A 23,721-nucleotide genomic window follows, 5' to 3' on the forward strand; every position below is an offset into this window, starting at 1 on the left:
ATGGTCGAAACTTTGCTGGAAGTTCGCAACCTGAGTAAGACCTTTCGCTACCGGACAGGGTTATTTCATCGCCAGACCGTCGAAGCGGTTAAACCCCTGAGCTTTACGCTGCGCGAAAAACAGACGCTGGCCATTATCGGCGAGAACGGCTCCGGAAAATCTACGCTCGCGAAAATGCTCGCCGGAATGGTTGAGCCCACTGCAGGGGAAGTGCTGATTGACGATCATCCGCTGGAATTTGGTGATTACTCGTTTCGCAGCCAGCGCATCCGTATGATTTTTCAGGATCCGTCGACATCCCTCAACCCGCGCCAGCGCATTTCGCAAATTCTGGACTTCCCGCTGAGATTAAACACGGAACTGGAGCCGGAAGAGCGCCGCAAGCGGATTATCGAAACCCTGCGCATGGTCGGCTTGCTGCCTGACCACGAGAGTTATTATCCGCATATGCTTGCTCCGGGGCAGAAGCAGCGTCTGGGTCTGGCGCGCGCGTTAATTTTACGCCCGAAAGTGATTATCGCCGACGAAGCGCTGGCTTCGCTGGATATGTCGATGCGTTCGCAGTTAATTAACCTGATGCTGGAATTGCAGGAAAAACAGGGTATCTCTTATATCTATGTAACCCAGCATCTTGGCATGATGAAGCACATTAGCGATCAGGTGCTGGTGATGCATCAGGGCGAAGTGGTTGAACGCGGAAGTACTGCAGATGTGATGGCCTCCCCGCTTCATGAGCTGACGAAAAGACTGATTGCCGGGCATTTTGGTGAAGCCTTAACCGCCGATGCATGGCGAAAAGACCGTTAACCGCGCGTCAAAAGAGTGGTCGGATTAACTAAGCACGCGACACGTGATATTATCGCCGCGTTTTAACGACGATTGTCCCAAGAAGATGACGATCGCCACAACAATGAATATAAGGATTAAAGCTATGGGTTTTCTTTCCGGTAAGCGCATTCTGGTGACCGGCGTTGCCAGCAAACTGTCCATCGCATACGGCATCGCACAGGCTATGCATCGCGAAGGCGCTGAGCTGGCGTTCACCTACCAGAACGACAAGCTGAAAGGCCGTGTTGAAGAGTTTGCCGCGCAGCTGGGTTCCAGCATTGTTCTGGAATGTGACGTTGCACAAGATGAAAGCATCGATGGCATGTTCGCTGAACTGGCAAAAACGTGGGAAAAATTCGACGGTTTCGTTCACTCCATCGGCTTCGCGCCTGGCGACCAGCTGGACGGTGACTACGTGAACGCGGTAACCCGTGAAGGCTTCAAAATCGCTCACGACATCAGCTCTTACAGCTTCGTGGCGATGGCTAAATCTTGCCGCACCATGCTGAACCCGGGCGCTGCACTGCTGACTCTGTCCTATCTGGGCGCAGAGCGTGCAATCCCTAACTACAACGTTATGGGTCTGGCTAAAGCATCCCTGGAAGCAAACGTGCGCTACATGGCGAACGCGATGGGTCCAGAAGGTGTGCGTGTTAACGGTATCTCTGCTGGCCCAATCCGCACCCTGGCGGCGTCTGGCATCAAAGACTTCCGTAAAATGCTGGCACACTGCGAAGCGGTAACCCCGATTCGCCGTACCGTTACCATTGAAGATGTGGGTAACTCCGCAGCATTCCTGTGCTCTGACCTTTCCGCGGGTATCTCCGGCGAAGTGGTTCACGTTGATGGCGGCTTCAACATCGCTGCAATGAACGAGCTGGAAATCAAATAAGTTGTCACTCTCTTCCCGCCCGGGAAGAGAGTTTTTCCTCTCCTGCAAGACCTTTCGTTATTCCGTTCTGCTATTTATTATCACCTAACAATATTTTTCCCCTCATCCGCCTTACGCCAGGATATTGATCGCCATTTTGAGATCAAGGAACGCCCATGGAACAACGCCGTTTTTCTGGCAAAGGCCACTGGTATCATGAAACCCAGTCAAATCATTCGCAGACGGATGTTCTGCCTCTGGTGCCCGAAGCCGCTTACGTTGACGATCGTTTTTTGCTCGATTTAGCCCTTCCCGAAGAGATTGTCACCGGATGCGAAAGCTGGCTTGCCCCTGCCAGAGCGCTCTGTCACCAATTGTTTCCGCTCAACGTCGCCGTAAGCCGTCTGCGGACACTCAGCGCGTACGACAGGCTGAGCACTGCATTGACCGTTGCTCAGGCGTGCGGCGTTCAACGGCTCTGTAACCACTACGCTGCCCTGCTCGCCCCGCTTCCCGGCCCGGATTCCTCACGAGAAAGCAATCGCCGCCTTGCCCAAATTACCCAGTATGCCCGCCAGCTTGCCAGCTCTCCTGACGTTATCGACGATAAAGCGCAGCAACAACTCGATGAAGTCGGTCTGACAACCTACGACATTGTGCTGATCAACCAGATAATCGGCTTCACTGGATTCCAGGCACGCGTGGTGGCGGCGTTTCAGGCCTTACTGGGGCATCCTGTGCGCTGGCTACCGGGGCATCATATCCAGCCTCATGCGCTAATCAGTGGCACGAACAGGCTTCCGGGTGAATGGGAGTGCAACCTGCCCGTTGTCGAATTGCGCTATGCCAGTGCCCAGCAGCTTGAACTGCTCGCCCGCTGGCAGGCGCAACCTGAACTTCAGGCGCTGACGCCCGTTCTGTGTCATGAGCCGGCCCTGCTAGCCCTGACCGGGGAGATCCTGACCGGCGGTATTCATTCGTCTGTCGATGATGCATCCTCTGCGGCACTGGCTAGTGCAACTGTGCTGCTAAACTGCTCCCCAGACCGGTTCAGCGCCGCACAGTTTACCCCTCTGACCCAAAGTGGCCTGAGCGAAGTTCAGGCAATTAATCTTCTTACCTGGAGTGCATTTAACGGCTGGCTTGACCGTCTTGGCATCGCCTTCGGTAAAGGGGAATAACCATACTAATTACCTAAAGAGCGCTTGCTGTAGCAGTGAGAATCGCGTAAAACTGTCAGCCGCTCAATGGCTACGAAAATAGAACATTATGTTTCAGGACAACCCGCTGCTAGCGCAGCTAAAACAGCAACTGCATTCCCAGACGCCGCGTGCAGAAGGGGTCGTAAAAGCCACGGAAAAGGGCTTTGGCTTCCTTGAAGTCGATGCGCAGAAAAGCTACTTCATTCCGCCTCCGCAGATGAAAAAAGTGATGCACGGCGATCGCGTCACTGCCGTCATTCACACCGAGAAAGAACGTGAGTCCGCCGAGCCGGAAGAACTGATCGAACCTTTCCTGACCCGTTTCGTGGGTAAGGTACATAAAAAAGACGACCGTCTGTCTATCGTTCCGGATCATCCCCTGCTGAAAGATGCCATTCCGTGCCGCGCTGCGCGTGGTGTTGAGCATGATTTTAAAGAAGGTGACTGGGCCGTTGCTGAAATGCGCCGTCATCCTCTGAAAGGCGATCGCGGTTTCTATGCGGAACTGACCCAGTTCATTACCTTTGGCGACGATCATTTCGTCCCATGGTGGGTGACGCTGGCACGCCATAATCTTGAAAAAGAAGCGCCAGATGGCGTAGCAACCGAAATGCAGGACGAAGGTCTGGCACGTCGTGACCTGACTGCTCTGGATTTTGTCACTATCGACAGTGCCAGCACTGAAGATATGGATGATGCCCTGTTTGCTGAAGAGTCAGCTGACGGCAAAATGCATCTGACCGTAGCGATTGCCGATCCAACGGCATGGATCGTTGAAGGCAGTAAGCTGGACGATGCTGCGAAAATTCGCGCATTCACCAACTACCTGCCGGGCTTCAACATCCCGATGCTGCCACGCGAACTGTCCGACGATCTCTGCTCGCTGCGTGCAAACGAAATCCGTCCTGTTCTCGCCTGCCGCATGATCATTGCTGCTGACGGGACCATTGAAGACGATATCGAATTCTTTGCCGCCACCATCGAGTCTAAAGCCAAACTGGCCTATGACGACGTTTCTGACTGGCTGGAAAATTCCGGCAGCTGGAAACCAGAAAGCGAGGCTATTGCCGCGCAGATCCGTCTGCTGCATCGCATCTGCCTGAGCCGTAGCGAATGGCGTACCACTCACGCGCTGGTATTTAAAGACCGTCCTGATTACCGCTTTGTTCTCGGTGAAAAAGGCGAAGTGCTGAATATCGTCGCAGAGCCGCGTCGCATCGCGAATCGCATTGTTGAAGAAGCCATGATTTCCGCCAATATTTGTGCCGCGCGCGTGCTGCGCGACAAATTAGGTTTTGGCATTTACAACGTGCATACCGGTTTTGATCCGGCAAACACCGAAGCGCTGGCTGCCCTGCTGAAAAACCATGATGTTCACGTCGATCCTGAAGAAGTGCTGACACTGAACGGCTTCTGCAAACTGCGCCGCGAGCTGGATGCACAACCATCCGGTTTCCTGGACAGCCGTATTCGTCGCTTCCAGTCCTTCGCTGAAATCAGCACTGAGCCAGGGCCGCACTTTGGTCTGGGCCTTGAAGCCTACGCAACCTGGACTTCTCCAATCCGTAAGTATGGCGATATGGTTAACCATCGCTTGCTGAAAGCGATTATCAAAGGCGAATCCATTGCACGTCCGCAGGACGATACCACGGTACAGATGGCGGAACGTCGCCGCCTGAACCGCATGGCTGAGCGCGATGTCGGTGACTGGCTGTATGCTCGCTTCCTGAACGACAAAGCGGGTACTGACACCCGTTTCCCGGCAGAGATCATCGATATCAGCCGTGGTGGGATGCGTGTACGTCTGGTTGATAATGGCGCGGTTGCCTTTATCCCTGCTCCATTCCTGCACGCTGTTCGTGATGAACTGGTTTGTAGCCAGGAAAACGGTACCGTGCAAATCAAAGGCGAAACGGTTTATAAAGTCACAGACGTGATTGACGTAACCATCGCTGAAGTTCGCATGGAAACCCGTAGCATTATCGCGCGCCCTGCTGCCTGATAACTTATTAAAATGTCGGTCATTTCCTTTTTGGAAAGGCCGACATATCTTCAACCCGTCTTATTTCGCCAAATCACCATTTTTTCTTATTATTTTCCTCTTCTGCCCGCCAAAACTTGCCAGAATTATCTACATTAAAAGAGAGCCGTCATATCCGGTTACGTGAATTTTTATACCGCACGTATCCTTTTTGACGCGACTCGTTTTAATATAATAAAACTGGGAAAAAACAATAAGTTCACTTCGGTTTTGCCGCTGTCTCACTACGGAAAAGTCGACTGCAATTGAATAATGTTTGCGCTAATGAGCAGCCGCAGGAGAAAACATGATGGATGATCTGGAGCAGAATTTGCTGTTTCGTTACATGGGTACGCACAGCCCCTGGTGGCGACTGACAGCCGATAGCAATGCTCTGCATCTGGCCACCAGCGAAAGTGCCGATGTTATTCAGGTCGTTGCGCTGAGTGATGAGCAGGCCGATCTCATTCGTCAACTTACCGTTATTACCTCCAGCATTACGATGACGTTGCCACTGTATGGTGTTGATGTCCCTGTTCATTTGGTCGGCCGTAAAATCAATAAAAAAGAGTGGGCTGGCACAGCATCGGCCTGGAACGATACCCCTTCTGTTGCCCGCGACCTGCTCCAGGGACTCTCATTTGCAGAGCAGGTTGTCTCCGAAGCCAACTCCGTGATTGTCATCCTCGATCAAAACGGGAACATTCAGCGTTTCAACCGTCTTAGCGAAGAGTATACCGGTCTGAAAGAACAGGAAGTAATCGGCCAGAACGTTTTTAAGCTGTTCATGAGCCGCAGTGAAGCGGCCGCGTCCAAACGCAACATTACCGGTTTTTTTCGTAACGGCAGTTCCTATGAAGTCGAGCGCTGGATCAAAACGCGCAAGGGACAAAGATTGTTTCTGTTCCGAAACAAATTTGTTCACAGCGGCAGCGGTAAGAATGAAATTTACCTTATCTGTTCAGGAACCGATATCACCGAGGAACGCCGCGCCCAGGAGCGCCTGCGCGTGCTGGCGAATACCGATACCATCACTGGGTTGCCTAACCGGAATGCTATCCACGAACTGATATCCGACGCCATAGAGGCGCGCGGAGAAACCCAGGTCGGCGTGGTGTATCTCGACCTGGATAACTTCAAAAAGGTAAATGATGCCTACGGGCATATGTTCGGCGATCAGTTATTACAGGCGGTTGCCCTGGCGATCCTGAGTTGTCTGGATGATGGGCAAATCCTCGCCCGTCTCGGTGGCGATGAGTTTATCGTGCTGGCAACGGACACTTCGCAAGGTACGCTGGAGGCGATGGCCTCGCGGATCCTCACCCGCTTACGCCAGCCATTCCGCATCGGACTGATTGAGATTTATACCGGCTGCTCGCTCGGTATCGCCCTTGCGCCTCAGCACGGCATCGATCGCGAAAGCGTCATTCGTAACGCAGATACAGCAATGTATACCGCCAAAGAGAGCGGCCGCGGTAAGTTCTGCGTCTTCTCGCCAGAGATGAACCAGCGCGTTTTCGAGTACCTTTGGCTTGATACCAACCTGCGTAAAGCGCTGGATAACGATCAGTTGCTAATTCACTATCAGCCGAAAATGACCTGGCGTGGCGAAATCAGAAGCCTGGAAGCGCTGGTACGCTGGCAGTCACCGGAGCGCGGCCTTATCCCGCCGCTGGAATTTATCTCCTATGCCGAAGAGTCGGGGCTGATTGTGCCGCTTGGCCGCTGGGTTATGCTCGATGTGGTACGCCAGGTTGCCAAATGGCGCGATAAGGGCATTAATCTGCGCGTCGCAGTTAACGTCTCGGCGCGTCAGCTCGCCGACCAGACCATTTTCAGCGATTTAAAACAGGCGCTGAAAGATTTGAACTTTGAATACTGCCCTATCGATGTGGAATTAACCGAAAGCTGCCTGATTGAAAACGAAGAACTGGCGCTTTCGGTTATCCAGCAGTTCAGCCAACTCGGGGCGCAAATCCACCTGGATGACTTTGGTACGGGGTACTCGTCACTTTCGCAATTAGCGCGTTTCCCAATCGATGCGATTAAGCTCGATCAGTCATTCGTTCGGGATATTCATAAGCAGTCGATTTCACAATCGCTGGTGCGTGCGATCGTTGCGGTGGCGCAGGCGCTGAATTTACAAGTTATTGCCGAAGGTGTAGAGAGCGCAAAAGAAGACGCCTTTCTGACTAAGAACGGCGTCAATGAACGGCAGGGATACCTGTTTGCTAAGCCTATGCCCGCTGCCGCATTCGAGCGATGGCTAAAGCGTTATCAGGCGCGAAAAATGCGTTAACTGGCTTTGCGTAAACCCGCAGCGTGGTGGCGGTCCTGCAGCATAACCAGACGCTCCATATAGGCAATATCTTTGGGTTCGAGGCAAAACGCAGCGTCGACCCAATCTTCAGTAATGTCCATCAACTCGCTACGCGGAAGTTGCAGAACGCGTGTACGGGCGCGCAGCATTGCCCTTACCCCGTTCATCTTCGGCTGTAATGTGTCGATAAACGTACGTACCGCCATATAGCTTTGTCCTGGCTCGAAAAGGACATCCACTAACCCGTGCTGTTCGTACCACTCCGCAGTATGAGACTCCCCTTTGTAGATAAGTTCCTCCGCCAGTTTCATACCTGAACGACGGGCAACCAGCGAATACCCCCCCATACCCGGGAACAAGTTGAAGGCAATTTCAGGAAATCCTAAACGTGCATCGCGCTGGCCAAGAACAAAATGGTGCGCCAGGGCCGCCTCAAATCCACCACCTAAGGCGCTGCCTTCAACCATCGCCAGTGTAATAGCGCCAGTATCAAAACCGCGTGATGCGGCGTGTACGCAATCGACACAAGCTCGGGCATAGGCACGTAATGCCTCGCGACGCCCGTTCTGTATGCAATCGACAAAGAACTTCAAATCGCCCCCCGTGTTGTACATATCAGGAACAAGCGAGCCGGTGACCCAGAAGTCGACAACAAAACCAGACTGCCGCACCAGCCAGGACAAGTTCATGATCTCCTCAATCAACGCGTGGTTGAAGCAAGGTCGTGGCTGGGACTTCAACATCATCCAGACGGTGTGGCGTTCCTCCTCATAATACGCAGCGAGTTGGGTAAAACGTTCAGCATCAGTGAACAGTGTGCAAGTAGCTTGATTGATAACTGTCATAGTCTAATTCCTCATATAAAAAAGCGCCTTGCGCGCAGAATTAGCCTAATCCACACATTCAACTCACTGCATGAGGAGGGATAAATTTATCACTTTCATTTATGTAATTTCCTTATTGCATTTTTTCCCTTCTCTTTTGATCCTATTTTCTGCATCATTGAAAATATTAACTTTTCGCTCCAGGGGTGAAATTATGTCCAACATTGATGCACTGACCGTGGCACAACGTATTGATACCGTGCTGGATATCCTGGTTGCGGGCGATTATCACTCTGCTATCCGTAATCTTGAGATCTTAAAATCCGAATTGCTGGCTCAGAATGGCGCCGACACCGCACCAGAAAGCGCGCAACCTAAAGCCCCGTGGGAAGTGTAACCACCACGTTTCCGACCTCGTTCAGCTTTTTTTAAATGGATGCTATGAATTCCCGACAACAACTCATTTTACAGATGGTCATCGATCAGGGACGCGTGAGCGTGGTCGACCTCGCTAAAACCACCGGCGTATCTGAAGTCACAATCCGTCAGGATCTTAATCTGCTGGAAAAACAGAGTTACCTGCGTCGTGCGCACGGGTATGCCGTTCCTCTTGATAGCGAAGACGTCGAAACGCGCATGATGAACAACTATGCGCTGAAGCGTGAACTCGCAGAGTTTGCGGCTTCTCTGGTGAATAATGGTGAGACGGTATTTATCGAGAACGGCAGCAGCAATGCGCTACTGGCGCGTACGCTTGCCGACCAGAAAGACATCACAATCATCACCGTCAGCAGTTATATCGCTCATCTGCTTAAAGAAACCCGCTGCGAAGTGATTCTGCTCGGGGGTATTTATCAGAAAAAAAGCGAGAGTATGGTTGGGCCTCTAACCCGGCAATATGTTCAGCAAGTGCACTTCAGTAAAGCCTTTATCGGGATCGACGGCTGGCAGGCAGAGACAGGTTTTACCGGCCGGGACATGATGCGTTCAGATGTGGTTAACGCGGTACTTGAAAAAGAGTGTGAAGCCATTGTTCTCACCGACAGTTCAAAATTTGGCGCGGTTCACCCTTATATGATGGGGCCGATTTCCCGTTTCAGTCGCGTAATTACCGATGATAGGTTAAGTAACGAACATCGCCAGCAACTCGAACATACTGGCCTGACGGTCGATATTGTCAAAAACCCCGCATAATATCTTTTCTGCGCCCGGCTCCCGGGCGCCGTCAATTTCATCTCTGAGAGAATTCCTGGACTCCCTTTAAGACTTTTTACCTGTTTAACCAGCGTTAAAATCGTAAAATTAATATTAGCGATATAACAGGAAGTGACTATCACCTGCGTGATTACGTAACGCCTGCGCGACCAGCTTTCACGGGAAACGGAATTTAAGTATGCCAATGGTCTATACTTAAAGTGTATTTCTTTCCGTGAATCGATAATTCAGGAGAAAGTATTATGTCTTTAACCAGCAAAAAATTAACCGCAGCTGTTCTGGCTGTTGCTCTGGCAATGTCCCTGAGCGCATGTTCCAACTGGTCAAAACGCGACCGTAACACTGCCATTGGCGCCGGTGCCGGTGCAATCGGTGGTGCGGTCTTAACTGACGGTAGTACGCTGGGTACGTTAGGTGGTGCTGCTGTTGGCGGTATTATCGGTCACCAGGTGGGCAAATAATCTCCATAACGGCAGCCACCGATATAAAGATAATTTTGAATATATTTCAGGTCTGACTTACGCACGTAAAAATAGAGCCACGGTATTTACCGTGGCTCACTTATTTTAACCGCCCGCCAGTTTTACGTTCATACCTTTGGCTTCGAGCAGTGACTTAATTAAATCTCGTTTGTCGCCCTGAATTTCAATAATACCGTCTTTCACAGCGCCGCCACATCCGCATTTCTTTTTAAGCTCAGCTGCAAGTTTCGCCAGTTCAGCATCGTCTGCATCAATACCGGTAATCAGGCAAACACCTTTACCCTTTCTGCCACTGGTCTGACGCTGGATGCGCACTACGCCGTCGCCTTTCGGGCGCTCTGCCGCAGCTTTGGGTTCATCGATGCGGCCGGTTTCAGTGGAGTACACCAGGCGGCTGTTAGAATCGCTCATTACGCGCCCTTCTTCAGTGAGGCATTGATGGCCTTCAGCGTTTGAGCCGGGTTAGCCGATTGCGTTATCGGGCGACCGATAACCATATAGTCAACACCCGCCGCCAGCGCCTGCTCAGGCGTCATGATGCGGCGCTGATCGCCCACGTCACTTCCTGCCGGACGAATACCCGGTGTGACAAGCTTGAACGCCTGACCCAGTTCAGATTTGAAGCGTACAGCTTCCTGCGCGGAACAGACCACCCCGTCCAGACCACAGTTTTGTGTCAGGCGCGCAAGGCGTTCAGCATGCTCAGCAGGTGACAACGTCACGCCAAGATCGCGCAGGTCACTTTCGTCCATGCTGGTCAGAACCGTTACGGCAATCAGTAATGGCGCGTCTTTGCCAAAAGGTACAAGCGCTTCACGCGCGGCAGTCATCATACGCGCCCCGCCCGATGCATGGACGTTTACCATCCATACACCCAGTTCGGCAGCCGCGGCAACCGCATGTGCCGTGGTGTTGGGGATATCGTGAAATTTCAGGTCGAGGAAGATTTCAAAGCCCCGCTGTTGGAGGTCACGCACGATTTGTGGCCCAAACAGCGTGAACATTTCTTTGCCGACTTTCAGGCGGCAGTCACGCGGATCAATGCCATCGACGAAGGCAAGTGCAGCATCGCGGTTATTGTAATCGAGAGCAACAACAACAGGAGAATCAGTAACTACGCGGGAAGCGGAGGAAGTAACAGACGTCATGACCAGCCCTTTTTCGTCTATGGGCGCACAGCGGCGCGGAACAGATAAACGGCCAGCATTCTACCTGCCGGCGCCACAAATGAACAGAATCGATTTCTTTTCCTGCCAGGCTAATGACTGCACGGTGCTGACAATATATAAAACACACATTAGTATGTTGTAACTAAAATAATGCGTTTTAAAAAATTACTGCCCGTCAAGGCCGCGAATAGGCTTAATCGTGGACCACGCACGGCACGAAGGACAGTGCCAGTAAAGCGTATAAGCGGTGAAACCGCATTTCTGGCAGCGATAGCGCGGCTTACTGCGCACCTGTTCACCCACCATGTCGCGCAGCACCATCAGGCTCTCTTTAGCGCGCCCTTCTTCCGCATCATTCAGGTGATAGTCCATCAGCTTATGGAAGACCCGCATTGTTGGATGGCGCTGAAGCTGACGGGTGATATACACCTGCGCCGTGTCACTGCCTTCGTGCTGTTCAACAACGTCAGACAGCATCAGCTCGGCGGTAGCTCCGGTGTTTTCCTCGACACAACGACGCAGGAAGGTGACCCACTCATCTTGTTTATTCAACTGCTGGTAGCAGGTTTGCAGCATTTCCAGCGTTTCGCTAACCAGCTCTTTATCCTGATCAATCACCCGCAGCAGGCATTCAACCGCTTTGGCAAACTCACCGTTTGCCATAAAGACGCGACCCATCATGATGGAAATACGCGCACTGTTACGGTCAGCCGCGGCACCTTTTTTCAGCAATGTCATGGCTTTATCCATGTCATCGCTACCCATCTGTTGCAATGCGAGTTCACAGTAGAAATGGGCTATCTCAACGCGCTGTTTGTCTTTACCCAGCTTCACCAGACGTTCAGCAGTATCAATGGCCTTCTGCCAGTCGCTTGTCGCCTGGTAGATCTGCAACAACTGCTGCAACGCGCTGATTCGAAAATCGGTTTCATCGACCAGTTGCGTAAACATGTCTTCGGCACGGTCGTACAGACCGGCGGCCATGTAGTCACGGCCCAGTTGCTGAACCGCGAGTAAGCGCTGATCGTAGGTCAGCGAAGCGCTTTCCATGAGGGTCTGGTGAATGCGGATCGCGCGGTCAACTTCGCCTCGCGAGCGGAACAGGTTTCCGAGGGTAAGATGGGCTTCAACGGTACCGGTGTCCTCTTTAAGCATATCGAGGAACAGGTCTACCGCTTTATCCTGTTGGTTGCTCAGCAGGAAGTTCACCCCCGCAACATAGTCACGGGAGAGTCGGTTTGCTTCATCCTGCTTTGTTTGTTGCGCACTTCTGCGGCCCATATACCAGCCATAGGCTGCGGCTACAGGCAAAAGCAGAAACAACAACTCCAGCATATTCGATTATTCCTTGGCTACCGGCACACCAGAACGCTCTGGAATGTCAGCCGCGGGCGCAATTTGAAGTTCAAGGCGTTTGATTTTACGTTCAGCGCGCGCAAGAGAAACACGAACTTTAAGCCAGAACAGACCGCAAACCAGCCAGCCGATGATAAATCCCGCAGCGAACAACACCGCGAGCAGGCTTGATACCCGGTACTCACCTTGTGCCAGCAGATAGTTAAACGTCACCTGTTGGTCGTTCTGCGCACCCAATGTGACTGAAATGACAAAAATCGCCAATACCAGTAAGAAAATGAGTAAATATTTCACATTACTTCCCGTTATGTGGTTCAAGCGAATAAAGTGTGTTCAACTTACCGCAATCAGCCTTATAAACTATCATTTTAGTGACGGGCGCGATACGGAAAAAGTAACGCGCCAGCATGGGATTTATGGGCTAAATGCAGAATATCAACCGTCAGACCCCGCTTTGCTCTCTTTCCGCGATTTCTTTCTTCTCTTCCGGTGGCGGCGTCAGCGGCCCACACACTCTCTGGGCAAGCCAGGTGGCGAAGGTCACCAGCACCCAGGAGATAAGCGTGGCAACAATCAAATCACGTGGCCAGTGCATACCCAGCAGCAGACGGCTTCCCATCACAGCCGTTGCCCACACCAGCAACACAGCTATCGTCACCGTCCGGCGACGTGGCCAGAGTAACCCCACACCAAGTAACGCCCAGCTGGCAGCAAACATCGTATGACCGGAAGGGAACGCGAATCCAGCTCCTTTTTGCCAGTGCTTACGCAAAAACTTGGGAATATCCTGTTGTTCCGAAAGTTGTTCTTTGACCAGCGCGCCACGGTCCTTACGCTTTAAATTGTAGAACTCATCCACAGGGACATGGTGCGTTTTTTCCAGCCAGACAACGAACGGGCGTGGCTCCTGCACTTGGTCTTTCACCCAGGACTTCACCCCTTGCCCAACGACAATTGCCGCCGCAAGAATGGCAAATAGCATTACTGCAGGGCGAAGACGAAAACGCAGGCACCACAGGAACCATGCACACAGCAGTACATGGGTAATGATCCCCCAGGGTTGAGAAACCGTTTCTGTTATCCAGTACAGAACTTTAAGCCAGGCAGTATGTTGTCCGGGCTGCCATGTCCAGCCGGAAATCCACACGGCCAGGGGCATGATAAGTAAGATGGCCGCACCTGCTGCCGTTCGTCGGGCAATTGAAAGCATGTCTTCTCCTTGTTCGCTAAGCGTCACAATCATAACTGAATTTAGCCCGGCAGGTGGATATGTCGGATCGTGCGTTTAACGTTCGTATAGCATGGCGGCGATTAGGTGAAGTTGCTGAGCTTGTGGCAAAATGAACAGATACAGAAAGCCAAACAGGCGAAAGACACGAAACGTGTCAGCATACTCTGGAGAATCACATGCAGCTTAAACGTGTGGCAGAAGCCAAACTGCCAACCCCATGGGGCGATTTCCTGATGGTGGGATTTGAAGAACTGGCAACCGGACAGGATCACGTCGCCTTAGTGTTTGGCGACATTTCAGGGCAGACACCGGTGTTGTCTCGCGTCCATTCGGAGTGTCTGACTGGCGATGCCTTGTTCAGCCTGCGCTGCGACTGCGGTTTCCAGCTGGAAGCGGCCCTGACGCACATCGCGGAGGAAGGTCGCGGGGTTCTGCTCTATCACCGCCAGGAAGGCCGTAATATCGGTCTGTTGAATAAAATCCGTGCTTACGCCCTTCAGGATCAGGGTTACGATACGGTCGAAGCTAACCATCAACTCGGTTTTGCCGCCGATGAGCGTGATTTCACCCTGTGTGCAGATATGTTCAAGCTGCTGGGTGTGGATGCAGTACGTCTGCTGACGAACAACCCGCGTAAAGTTGAGATCCTGACGGAAGCCGGCATCAATATTGTTGAACGTGTACCGCTGATTGTGGGGCGTAACCCGAAAAATGCCCACTATCTCGACACCAAAGCCGCGAAAATGGGCCATCTGTTAAGCGAATAATTGCTGTAAGCCCGGCGCGATAATTCGCGCCGGGCACGTTCAATCAATCCAGCATCTTCCGAATCACATAATGCAGGATGCCGTCATTCTGGTAATACGTCAGCTCTGTTGCGGTATCGATGCGACACCGGCAATCAAGCATTTCTGTTTTCCCGTCAGCACGCGTGAGCTTCACCGGCACAGTTTTACCCGGTTGCAGATTTTGCAATCCACTGATGTCTATCTGCTCCTCCCCGGTCAACCCCAGCGTTTTGCGCGTCATGCCCTGCGGGAACTCAAGTGGCAAAATCCCCATACCAATCAGATTCGAACGGTGAATACGTTCAAATGACTCGGCAATAACCACCCGTACACCCAGCAGACGCGGTCCTTTTGCCGCCCAGTCACGGCTTGAGCCGGAACCGTACTCTTTACCGGCGATAACCGCGAGTGGAACACCCGCCTGCTGATAACTGACCGCCGCATCATACATCGATACCACTTCCGTTCCTGGCAGATAGCGAGTCATGCCCCCTTCCACGCCCGGTACCATTTCATTGCGGATACGAATATTGGCAAACGTACCGCGCATCATGACCTCATGGTTACCACGACGCGAACCGTACGAGTTAAAGTCCCTGCGCTCCACACCACGTCCTTGCAGATAGCGCCCTGCAGGGCTGTCGGCTTTTATACTGCCTGCCGGAGAGATATGGTCTGTGGTAACGGAGTCGCCCAGCATTGCCAGCACGCGCGCCCCCTGGATATCTTTCAGCGGCGCAGGCTGAGCCTGCATCTCATCAAAGAAAGGCGACAGGCGGATATAAGTCGAATCATCCTGCCAGGCGTAGGTGTCAGACCCCTCTACCGCAATGGCTTTCCACTCAGGCGTGCCTTCAAACACTTCCGAGTACTCTTTATGGAACATTTCGGTAGAAACCTGCTCAACCGCGCGCGCAATTTCCTGCGATGTCGGCCATATATCTTTGAGGTAAACTGGCTGGTTGTTCCTGTCCTGGCCAAGCGGGTCGGAAACCAGATTGATGTTCATGTTGCCGGCCAGCGCATAAGCCACAACCAACGGAGGTGATGCCAGCCAGTTAGTTTTCACCAACGGGTGAATACGGCCTTCGAAATTGCGGTTACCGGACAAAACAGCCCCAACCGTCAGATCACCCTGTTTTATCGCCAGCTCAATAGGCTCAGGCAGAGGCCCTGAGTTCCCGATACAGGTGGTACATCCGTATCCCACAAGATTAAACCCAAGTTCGTCCAGATACGGTGTGAGCTTTGCCTTGGCCAGATAATCGGATACCACTTTCGACCCCGGAGCCAGCGACGCTTTCACCCACGGTTGCGGTTTTAACCCTAGCTCTACGGCTTTTTTCGCCAGCAGACCCGCGGCCATCAGCACGCTCGGGTTAGAGGTATTGGTACAGGAGGTAATTGCCGCAATGACAACTGCGCCTTCCGGCAACTGCCAGGTTTGCCCGTTCAGAACATAATCTACCGGGCGATGATCTTTTTGCGCTGCGTTAAGCTCCAGCTCGTTACTGGCCGCAAACGCTTTTGGTACGTTTTGTAGCGCCACCCTATCCTGCGGACGTTTTGGCCCTGCCAGGCTTGCCTCTACGGAGCCCATATCAAGCTCCAGCGTGCTGGTAAAGACCGGCTCATCGCCCGGGTTGCGCCACATCCCCTGCGCTTTGGTGTAAGCCTCTACGAGCGCCACCTGCTCTTCTGTGCGCCCACTCAGGCGTAAATATTCCAGCGTGACATTATCAACCGGGAAAAAGCCGCAGGTTGCACCATACTCTGGCGACATATTGGCAATAGTGGCACGGTCGGCAAGCGGCAGTGAATCAAGGCCGTCACCGTAGAACTCAACAAATTTGCCGACCACACCATGCTGGCGCAGCATCTGAGTGACTGTCAGCACCAGATCCGTGGCAGTAATACCCTCAGGAAGCTTGCCGTTGAGTTTAAAACCCACTACGTCGGGTATTAGCATTGAAACCGGCTGCCCGAGCATCGCGGCTTCAGCTTCAATCCCCCCAACACCCCAGCCCAGCACACCCAGGCCATTAATCATGGTGGTATGCGAATCGGTGCCCACCAGCGTATCGGGGTATGCGATCCACTCTTTACCCTGTAACTCGCTCCAGACGGCTTTCCCCAGATACTCCAGGTTAACCTGGTGGCAAATGCCGGTGCCGGGTGGCACGACACTGAACCGACTGAAAGCTTGTTGTCCCCACTTCAGAAAGACATAGCGCTCGTGATTTCGCTCCATCTCCAGACGCACGTTCTCATCGAACGCACCCTCGTCACCAAAGCGGTCGACAGTGACGGAGTGGTCAATAACCAGATCCACCGGGGATAGCGGGTTTACTTTCGCCGTATTTCCACCAAGACGTTTTACGGCTTCCCGCATGGCGGCTAAATCAACAACGGCAGGTACACCCGTGAAGTCCTGCATCAGCACCCTCGCAGGGCGATAGGCAATTTCCCGGTCAGCGTGGGCATGTTTTAGCCAGCCTGCCAGTGCATGAATGTCATCCGCAGTGACAGAATCGTCATCCTGCCAGCGTAAGAGGTTTTCCAGTAAAACTTTCAGCGACTTGGGTAACCGCGAAATGTCCCCAAGGCTTTTGGCAGCCAGCGGCAAACTGTAGTAATACCAGGTTTTGTTTTCTGCCTGCAACGTGTCCTTACTGGCTTCGCGTAGGGTTAACGACATAAGCTCCTCCTTAATTGCAGAGATACCCTGATAAATTCCAGGGCCGTAATTAAAGATAACACATGGTGGATGTAACGTTTTGATAACAACCCAAATTGATAAATTGTCGCGAGTGAAGAAGGCGGGTAAAAAACAAAAAACCCCGCCGTAGCGAGGTTTTATCAATCAGTAAAAGGTTAGCCAGACAAGCTGACACCAGAAGAGAATCGACAACGAAAAAACGCCTATCCACGACCAGTATTTGAGAGTTCTCACGTTATTCATCATAGCAACACCAGACTTTATTAATTAGTGATCCTGAGTGAATTCCTCAGTACTATATTGCTGATGTGTATTTATAAAAGAGTACAAAAGCGCAGAGACATTCTTCGGACTATTCGCGTAATAACGCTCAAAACCAAATTATTGTTTTTTAGGTTCGTCTTCAGCGAAGATATCAATAAAGGCCTTCTGCTGGGGAGTGAGTTCCCATGAGGCTGGAACACTGGTAGCCGGCTCTTTACGCGCTTTGCGGCGACTGTTACGATGCTGACACATCTGTTTGACCGATTCTGTACGTACCGTCACTGTCATAGTTAACCCCAATATTTCCAGGCCAGGAGAGCAACCACCACCCAAAACAGGGCAGAGACAACAAAGACCGTCAGCCAGGCTTTGCGTTTAAGCGCAGGGTCCCTTTGCGGTTCTTCACTTCCTGACGGCATTGCTAACCTCATACAATCGACATCGCTTATCATTTTGATACCAAACAATTGGTACAAGTAATTATCAGTTGAGATAAATCCTAAAGAAACTTTAGCTGAAAAGCCAGTGAATTTACGCAGCGGCGCAGGTTAAATATTCAATCTTTTGACCAGAAATAAATAATTGAAACGAATTATTTGCGCAGTCGGAATTTACTTTCTACTTTTGTCGCAAATTCGCGACAGTAAAGCCTTATAAATAAAATGGGTTATGACATTATATGTCAGCGAAGTGCAGATGATGATAATTCTGATTTAGGTTTAAGCGGATATATCGGTATCTTTCCGTAATGGAAAGATACCGGGAGTGATTATTTGGCAGGGAGCTTAATGTCTTTAAACATCTCTTCGATGTCTTCATTGGAACGCAGAGCTACGGCGGTATCTACGACATCGCGCGTTAAATGCGGCGCAAAGCGCTGAATAAAATCATACATATAGCTGCGCAGGAAGGTGCTGCGGCGGAAACCAATTTTGGTTGTGCTATGGCTGAAAATATCATGCGCATCAAGACGGACTAAATCAGGGTCGGATACCGGATCAACCGCCATGCTGGCAATGACCCCTACCCCAAGCCCCAGCCGGACATAGGTTTTAATCACGTCTGCGTCAGTGGCCGTGAAGACGATCCGCGGCGTTAAACCTGCACGGTTAAATGCAGTGTCCAGCTCAGAACGACCGGTAAACCCGAAGGTATAGGTCACCAGCGGATATTGCGCCAGCTCTTCAATAGTCACCGAGCCCTTACCGGCCAGCGGGTGGTCGGGCGTAACCACAATCGAGCGATTCCAGTGGTAGCACGGCAGCATCACCAGGTCGTCGTAAAGATGCAGCGCTTCTGTGGCAATGGCGAAATCTGCGTTGCCCTTTGACACCGCTTCAGCGATTTGCGTGGGTGAGCCCTGATGCATATGCAATGATACGCGCGGGTAACGCTCGATAAAGCCCTTAATCACCCCTGGCAGGGCATAACGCGCCTGCGTATGGGTGGTGGCAATGTACAACGAACCTTTGTCAGGCCAGGTGTGCTCTCCTGCAACCGATTTAATTGCATCGACTTTAGAAAGCACTTCACGGGCAATACGGATTATCTCCTGCCCCGCGGGCGTAACCTGAGTGAGGTGTTTACCGCTACGGGCAAAAATCTGAATACCGAGTTCATCCTCCAGCATTCGAACTTGCTTACTGATGCCGGGTTGAGAGGTATATAGACCTTCAGCGGTAGAAGAGACGTTAAGGTTGTGATTTACCACCTCAACGATATAGCGAAGCTGCTGTAGTTTCATGCCGGACCATCCGATTTAGCGCACGCGGTCAATCGTTTAAGACGATTTGATAATAAGAAACGGGTTAACTATAACCACTATATCATTTATAGCCTGACTGTATAGTACGGAACAAAAAATAATAACGACGTAATAAAAAAGGGCCGGAAGACCGGCCCTTTTACAGGTAAGTTACGGTAAGTGCAGATTATTTTTTGCCTTCAGCCCATTTACCGTCAACAAAGAAGGCTGACCAGCCAGTCGCTTTACCTTCTTTCTCAGCGGCAACATACTGCTGTTTGGTTTTACGGCTAAAACGCACAACTGTCTTATTACCTTCGGGATCCTGCTGAGGCGCGTCGGCCAGATAACGCAGTTTCTCCGGCAGGCGATCGCGGAAGCGATACAACTCTTCTACCAGCGGCGCACGCGTTTCACGCGATTTCGGGAAGGTATTCGCTGCAAGGAAGACCCCAGCGGCACCGTCACGCAGTACGAAGTAGGCATCTGATTTCTCACACGGCAGCTCCGGCAGCGGAACCGGATCTTCCTTCGGCGGTGCAACTTCGCCGTTACGCAGGATCTTACGGGTGTTCTTACACTCGTCGTTGGTACAGGCCATGTACTTACCAAAACGCCCCATTCTCAGGTGCATTTCGGAGCCACATTTTTCACACTCAACGATTGGGCCGTCATAACCCTTAATGCGGAACTCGCCCTCTTCGATCTCATACCCATCACACGTTGGGTTATTACCGCAGACGTGCAGTTTACGTTTCGGATCGATCAGATAGCTGTCCATCGCGGTGCCACATTTCTTACAACGACGCTTCGCACGCAAGGCGTTTGTTTCAGCATCGTCGCCCTCAAGAATGTTGAGCACTTCGTTCTCTGGCACCAGGTTAATGGTCGTTTTGCAACGCTCTTTCGGTGAAAGCGCGTAGCCTGAACAGCCAAGGAAGACGCCGGTCGTGGCAGTACGGATACCCATTTTACGACCACAGGTTGGGCAATCAATACTGGTCAGCACCATCTGGTTAGGCAGCATTCCGCCTTCTTCTGGATCTTTCTCGGCTTTATCCAGTTGATGGGTAAAGTCGCTAAAGAAGCTGTCGAGTACCTTTTTCCACTCAGCCTGATGGCTGGCGACCTGGTCAAGGCTGTCTTCCATCTGCGCGGTGAAATCGTAGTTCATCAGCTCGCGGAAGTTAGCTTCCAGGCGGTCAGTAACAATCTCACCCATCTTTTCTGCATAGAAACGACGGCTTTCAACGCGGACGTAACCACGATCCTGGATTGTCGAGATAATTGACGCATACGTTGATGGACGGCCAATTCCACGTTTTTCCAGCTCTTTAACCAGTGACGCTTCACTGAAACGCGCAGGCGGTTTGGTGAAGTGTTGCGCCGGTACCAGTTCGACCAGAGACAGTTCATCGCCCTTGTTCACCGCAGGCAAGGTTCTGTCTTCATCGCCTTTACGCAGCGCAGGCATCACTTTCGTCCAGCCGTCAAAGCGCAGGATACGCCCACGCGCTTTCAGGCGGAAATCACCTGCACCCACAGTCAGAGTGGTGGAGTCGTACTGGGCTGGCGTCATCTGGCACGCCACAAACTGACGCCAGATCAGCTGATACAGCTTCTGCGCATCGGCTTCCATATCTTTCAGCGATTCAGCCAGTACGGACACGTCAGAAGGACGAATCGCTTCGTGCGCTTCCTGGGAGTTTTCCTTGCTGGCGTAATGATTTTGACCTTCCGGCAGATATTTTTTGCCGAAGTTGTCGCTGATATAACCACGCACCATGTTGACTGCATCCTGGCTCAGGTTGGTAGAGTCAGTACGCATATAGGTGATGTAGCCCGCTTCATACAAGCGCTGCGCCATCATCATGGTTTTCTTCACGCCATAGCCCAGACGCGTGCTCGCCGCCTGTTGCAATGTAGACGTAATAAAAGGAGCACCAGGCTTACTGCTGGTCGGTTTATCTTCGCGCTCCAGAACCTGATAGCGTGCTTTTTCCAGCAACGCGACGGCAGCCATTGTCTGCTCGCGATTTTCAGGGCGGAACGGTTTGTCGTTGTGATGGCTTACCTGCAACGGCAGCGCGTCACCGCCTGGTGTGGTGACGTTGGCGTCAACTTCCCAGAACTCTTCTGGTACAAACGCTTTGATTTCGCGCTCGCGTTCAACAACCAGACGCACTGCAACGGACTGAACGCGCCCTGCTGACAGACCACGGGCAATCTTTTTCCACAGAAGCGGAGAAACCATATAGCCCACAACACGGTCCATAAAGCGGCGTGCTTGCTGAGCATTTACGCGGTCGATATTCAGCTCACCTGGCTTTTCAAACGCCTGGCGAATCGCATTTTTCGTAATTTCGTTAAACACTACACGGCTGTAGCGTTTTTCGTCGCCACCGATGACTTCCCGCAGGTGCCATGCAATGGCTTCCCCTTCGCGGTCAAGGTCGGTTGCGAGATAGATGTGGTCGGCTTTTTCAGCAAGCTGCTTCAGCTCATTGACGACCTTTTCTTTCCCTGGCAGCACTTCATATTGTGCATCCCAGTTGTGCCACGGGTTAACACCCATGCGGTTGACAAGCGCGCTACGTTCATCCTTTTTAGGCTTTTTAGCCCCTTTGGTGGAGGTAGAGTCTGCGCTCTTTTTGCTGGCTGAGCCACTGGTCGGCAAATCGCGGATGTGACCAACGCTGGATTTAACCACGTAGTCATTACCCAGATACTTATTGATCGTTTTGGCTTTTGCCGGGGACTCAACGATGACGAGAGCTTTACCCATATTCACCTTTACCTAATTTAATTCTTCCAGGAATACGCCGCACGTTGATTTCCCTTCCGCTGACGACGAGCTCTTGATATTGAGACTGCGTCAGGGGATATCAACCCCTTTGTCTTACCCTGCGTCAGAAAGATGACGTCCAGGTGATTGAGTTATCGGGTATTTTTCTCAGATAGACGTTAATTCGTGACGAATTCCCGCTCGAATGTCAAGCAATTCTGTTGCCAGAATGACGAAAGCGCACACTGTACCTGATAAAATTCGTTACGCAACTTTATTAGCATGTAATAGCGATTCCCGCCAGCCACCGCAACCGTGCTTACCCCCTCAGATAACAGGGAAAATTTGCCCCCAAAGCCCCTCCGGCGTAGACTATTGTCACTGTTTAAGGAGTGGATTATGCAGAATACAACCCAACCAATTGACCGAGCATCTCTGCTTATTGAAGCGAACAAGCTGATTCGCAACCATGAAGACACCCTCGCTGGCATCGAAGCGACCGGTGTAGAGCAACGAAATGGCGTACTGGTGTTCAGCGGCGAATATTTCCTTGATGAGCAAGGGTTACCCACCCCGAAAAGCACCGCGGTGTTTAACATGTTTAAATACCTGGCGCATACGCTTTCCGAGAAGTATCACCTGGTCGATTAACGCAAAACGCGAGGCAGATGCCTCGCGTTTTCGTTTACAGCAGCGGTTTTTGTCCGCGTTGTAACCAGCGTAACAACAGGCGGTCTGCGCTCTCTGCGGCGCTGTTGGTAAACCGGTCGAGCAGTCGTTTACGCTGTGCGAAGCGCACGCCGACCAGCTCGCGGCCATTCATCAGCCCTAACAACAGATCGTCGCTGGTGCCGACATCATCCACCAGCCCTTTTTCCTGAGCCTGCGTACCGTACCAGTGCTCCCCGGTTGCAACCTGATCAATATCCAGGGTTGGGCGCATACGCTGCACAAAGTCTTTAAAAAGATGATGGGTTTCATTAAGGTCTTCACGAAACTTCTGACGCCCCTCTTCGGTGTTTTCACCCAGCAGCGTTAGCGTGCGTTTGTACTGTCCGGCGGTATGCAGCTCAATGTCGATCTCTTTGTTTTTCAGGAAGCGGTTAAAATTCGGAATTTGCGCCACAACGCCAATGGAGCCAATGATTGAAAACGGCGCAGCAACAATTTTGTCGGCCACACATGCCATCATGTAGCCACCGCTCGCAGCCACTTTATCCACGGCAACAGTTAACGGAATCTGTTTATCCCGCAGACGCTGGAGCTGAGACGCCGCCAGGCCGTAGCCATGCACAACGCCACCCGGGCTTTCAAGACGCAATACCACCTGGTCTTTTGGCTTCGCAACAGCAAGTACTGCCGTTACCTCTTCGCGTAAGGAAGACACTTCATGTGCATCCATACTGCCTTTAAAATCGAGAACATAGACACGTGGTTTAACGTCATCCTGCGGGAGATGTGATTTTGCTTTCGCTTTTGCCGCTTTAGCTTCCTGCTTGTGCTTTTTCTTTTGCACTTTTGCCCACTGTTTTTGCTGATGGCTATCCAGCAACGCCAGAGACATCTCTTCTTGCATCTCCTTATACTGTTCGCTTAAGCGGGTGATCCGCAATTCACCGCGCTGACGTTTACGCTGGGTCAGGTTAACGAGCAATACCGCGATTACCGCAATGGCAATCACCACCGTCGCGATTTTGGCTAAAAACAACCCATATTCAGAAAGTAATTCCACGTGTTCCACCTTGATTTAACCACGATTCTTCCCCGCCAGTGTACAACAGCCATTGTCAGGCGTCTTGCTCGTGACAATACCTGTGCGAGCCGCCTTCAGGAATCTCCGTTACTGGATGAAATATTTGCAAATTGTTAATTTCACAGAGAAGCGTCCTGTAGACTGATTGAA

The 23,721-nt window shown here is 51.8% G+C and carries 23 protein-coding genes; 10 read left to right on the forward strand and 13 right to left on the reverse strand.

Annotated features, from left to right (window positions below; all coding sequences use genetic code 11):
- The 5 genes from sapF to pdeR all read left to right on the forward strand — a co-directional run bounded on the left by sapF (window position 1) and on the right by pdeR (window position 7,220).
- Window positions 1-807: a putrescine export ABC transporter ATP-binding protein SapF gene (gene sapF, locus ACS603_RS01785; RefSeq protein ID WP_182061295.1), complete on the forward strand. Its 807-nt coding sequence runs from the start codon at window positions 1-3 to the stop codon at window positions 805-807.
- Between the two features lie 124 nt (window positions 808-931).
- Complete coding sequence (gene fabI / locus ACS603_RS01790; RefSeq protein WP_014070484.1) at window positions 932-1,720, forward strand: enoyl-ACP reductase FabI; 789 nt, start codon at window positions 932-934, stop codon at window positions 1,718-1,720.
- 155 nt (window positions 1,721-1,875) lie between these two features.
- Complete coding sequence (locus ACS603_RS01795) at window positions 1,876-2,880, forward strand: CMD domain-containing protein (RefSeq protein ID WP_182061296.1); 1,005 nt, start codon at window positions 1,876-1,878, stop codon at window positions 2,878-2,880.
- Window positions 2,881-2,968: 88 nt separating this feature from the next.
- Window positions 2,969-4,903, forward strand: a complete 1,935-nt coding sequence (locus ACS603_RS01800) for an exoribonuclease II (protein WP_182061297.1) — start codon at window positions 2,969-2,971, stop codon at window positions 4,901-4,903.
- A 325-nt stretch (window positions 4,904-5,228) separates the two neighbouring features.
- Entirely contained in the window at window positions 5,229-7,220 is a 1,992-nt protein-coding gene (pdeR, locus tag ACS603_RS01805; RefSeq protein ID WP_182061298.1) for a cyclic di-GMP phosphodiesterase, read from the forward strand.
- On the opposite strand, the gene ACS603_RS01810 is transcribed toward pdeR, so the two are convergent.
- Complete coding sequence (locus ACS603_RS01810) at window positions 7,217-8,086, reverse strand: crotonase/enoyl-CoA hydratase family protein (RefSeq protein WP_182061299.1); 870 nt, start codon at window positions 8,084-8,086, stop codon at window positions 7,217-7,219. The genes pdeR and ACS603_RS01810 overlap by 4 nt on opposite strands.
- Window positions 8,087-8,279: 193 nt before the next feature.
- On the opposite strand from ACS603_RS01810, the gene ACS603_RS01815 reads away from it, so the two are divergent.
- From ACS603_RS01815 to osmB, 3 genes are all read left to right on the forward strand, one after another.
- Entirely contained in the window at window positions 8,280-8,462 is a 183-nt protein-coding gene (locus tag ACS603_RS01815; RefSeq protein WP_014070489.1) for a YciZ family protein, read from the forward strand.
- A gap of 44 nt (window positions 8,463-8,506) precedes the next feature.
- The gene (yciT, locus tag ACS603_RS01820; RefSeq protein ID WP_315685913.1) at window positions 8,507-9,259 is read left to right on the forward strand and encodes a DNA-binding transcriptional regulator YciT; all 753 of its coding nucleotides are present in this window, start codon (window positions 8,507-8,509) and stop codon (window positions 9,257-9,259) included.
- Between the two features lie 263 nt (window positions 9,260-9,522).
- Window positions 9,523-9,741 (forward strand): osmotically-inducible lipoprotein OsmB, encoded by a 219-nt coding sequence (gene osmB, locus ACS603_RS01825; RefSeq protein WP_182061301.1) that lies wholly within the window; start codon window positions 9,523-9,525, stop codon window positions 9,739-9,741.
- 105 nt (window positions 9,742-9,846) lie between these two features.
- On the opposite strand, the gene yciH is transcribed toward osmB, so the two are convergent.
- The 5 genes from yciH to pgpB all read right to left on the reverse strand — a co-directional run bounded on the left by yciH (window position 9,847) and on the right by pgpB (window position 13,497).
- Complete coding sequence (gene yciH / locus ACS603_RS01830) at window positions 9,847-10,173, reverse strand: stress response translation initiation inhibitor YciH (protein WP_474943647.1); 327 nt, start codon at window positions 10,171-10,173, stop codon at window positions 9,847-9,849.
- Complete coding sequence (gene pyrF, locus ACS603_RS01835) at window positions 10,173-10,910, reverse strand: orotidine-5'-phosphate decarboxylase (protein ID WP_182061303.1); 738 nt, start codon at window positions 10,908-10,910, stop codon at window positions 10,173-10,175. The genes yciH and pyrF overlap by 1 nt, the downstream gene beginning before the upstream one ends.
- Window positions 10,911-11,096: 186 nt before the next feature.
- Window positions 11,097-12,266 (reverse strand): lipopolysaccharide assembly protein LapB, encoded by a 1,170-nt coding sequence (gene lapB / locus ACS603_RS01840; RefSeq protein ID WP_182061304.1) that lies wholly within the window; start codon window positions 12,264-12,266, stop codon window positions 11,097-11,099.
- A gap of 6 nt (window positions 12,267-12,272) precedes the next feature.
- Entirely contained in the window at window positions 12,273-12,581 is a 309-nt protein-coding gene (locus ACS603_RS01845; RefSeq protein ID WP_182061305.1) for a LapA family protein, read from the reverse strand.
- 148 nt (window positions 12,582-12,729) lie between these two features.
- Window positions 12,730-13,497, reverse strand: a complete 768-nt coding sequence (gene pgpB / locus ACS603_RS01850) for a phosphatidylglycerophosphatase B (RefSeq protein ID WP_474943648.1) — start codon at window positions 13,495-13,497, stop codon at window positions 12,730-12,732.
- Window positions 13,498-13,694: 197 nt separating this feature from the next.
- On the opposite strand from pgpB, the gene ribA reads away from it, so the two are divergent.
- Window positions 13,695-14,285, forward strand: coding sequence for a GTP cyclohydrolase II (ribA, locus tag ACS603_RS01855; RefSeq protein WP_182061306.1), 591 nt, complete (start codon window positions 13,695-13,697; stop codon window positions 14,283-14,285).
- A gap of 43 nt (window positions 14,286-14,328) precedes the next feature.
- Here ribA and acnA read toward each other — a convergent pair whose 3' ends face one another.
- From acnA to topA, 6 genes are all read right to left on the reverse strand, one after another.
- Window positions 14,329-17,004, reverse strand: coding sequence for an aconitate hydratase AcnA (acnA, locus tag ACS603_RS01860; RefSeq protein WP_474943649.1), 2,676 nt, complete (start codon window positions 17,002-17,004; stop codon window positions 14,329-14,331).
- 165 nt (window positions 17,005-17,169) lie between these two features.
- Window positions 17,170-17,268 (reverse strand): small membrane protein YmiC, encoded by a 99-nt coding sequence (gene ymiC / locus ACS603_RS01865; RefSeq protein ID WP_315688707.1) that lies wholly within the window; start codon window positions 17,266-17,268, stop codon window positions 17,170-17,172.
- A gap of 138 nt (window positions 17,269-17,406) precedes the next feature.
- The gene (locus ACS603_RS01870; protein WP_474943650.1) at window positions 17,407-17,577 is read right to left on the reverse strand and encodes a hypothetical protein; all 171 of its coding nucleotides are present in this window, start codon (window positions 17,575-17,577) and stop codon (window positions 17,407-17,409) included.
- A 2-nt stretch (window positions 17,578-17,579) separates the two neighbouring features.
- Window positions 17,580-17,720: a YmiA family putative membrane protein gene (locus ACS603_RS01875; RefSeq protein ID WP_220458422.1), complete on the reverse strand. Its 141-nt coding sequence runs from the start codon at window positions 17,718-17,720 to the stop codon at window positions 17,580-17,582.
- A 338-nt stretch (window positions 17,721-18,058) separates the two neighbouring features.
- Window positions 18,059-19,033 carry an HTH-type transcriptional regulator CysB gene (cysB, locus tag ACS603_RS01880; RefSeq protein ID WP_006175683.1) on the reverse strand — a complete coding sequence of 325 codons (975 nt, stop codon included), beginning with the start codon at window positions 19,031-19,033 and terminating at the stop codon, window positions 18,059-18,061.
- 187 nt (window positions 19,034-19,220) lie between these two features.
- Complete coding sequence (topA, locus tag ACS603_RS01885) at window positions 19,221-21,818, reverse strand: type I DNA topoisomerase (protein ID WP_315685916.1); 2,598 nt, start codon at window positions 21,816-21,818, stop codon at window positions 19,221-19,223.
- A gap of 399 nt (window positions 21,819-22,217) precedes the next feature.
- Here topA and ACS603_RS01890 point away from each other — a divergent pair, with 399 nt between their 5' ends.
- Window positions 22,218-22,469, forward strand: a complete 252-nt coding sequence (locus ACS603_RS01890; protein WP_014070502.1) for a YciN family protein — start codon at window positions 22,218-22,220, stop codon at window positions 22,467-22,469.
- Between the two features lie 34 nt (window positions 22,470-22,503).
- Here the strand turns inward: ACS603_RS01890 and sohB are convergent, their stop codons facing one another.
- Complete coding sequence (gene sohB / locus ACS603_RS01895; protein WP_182061310.1) at window positions 22,504-23,550, reverse strand: protease SohB; 1,047 nt, start codon at window positions 23,548-23,550, stop codon at window positions 22,504-22,506.
- Between the last annotated feature and the right edge of the window lie 171 nt (window positions 23,551-23,721).

The organism is Enterobacter sp. Li2LvB3 (genome assembly GCF_056156645.1).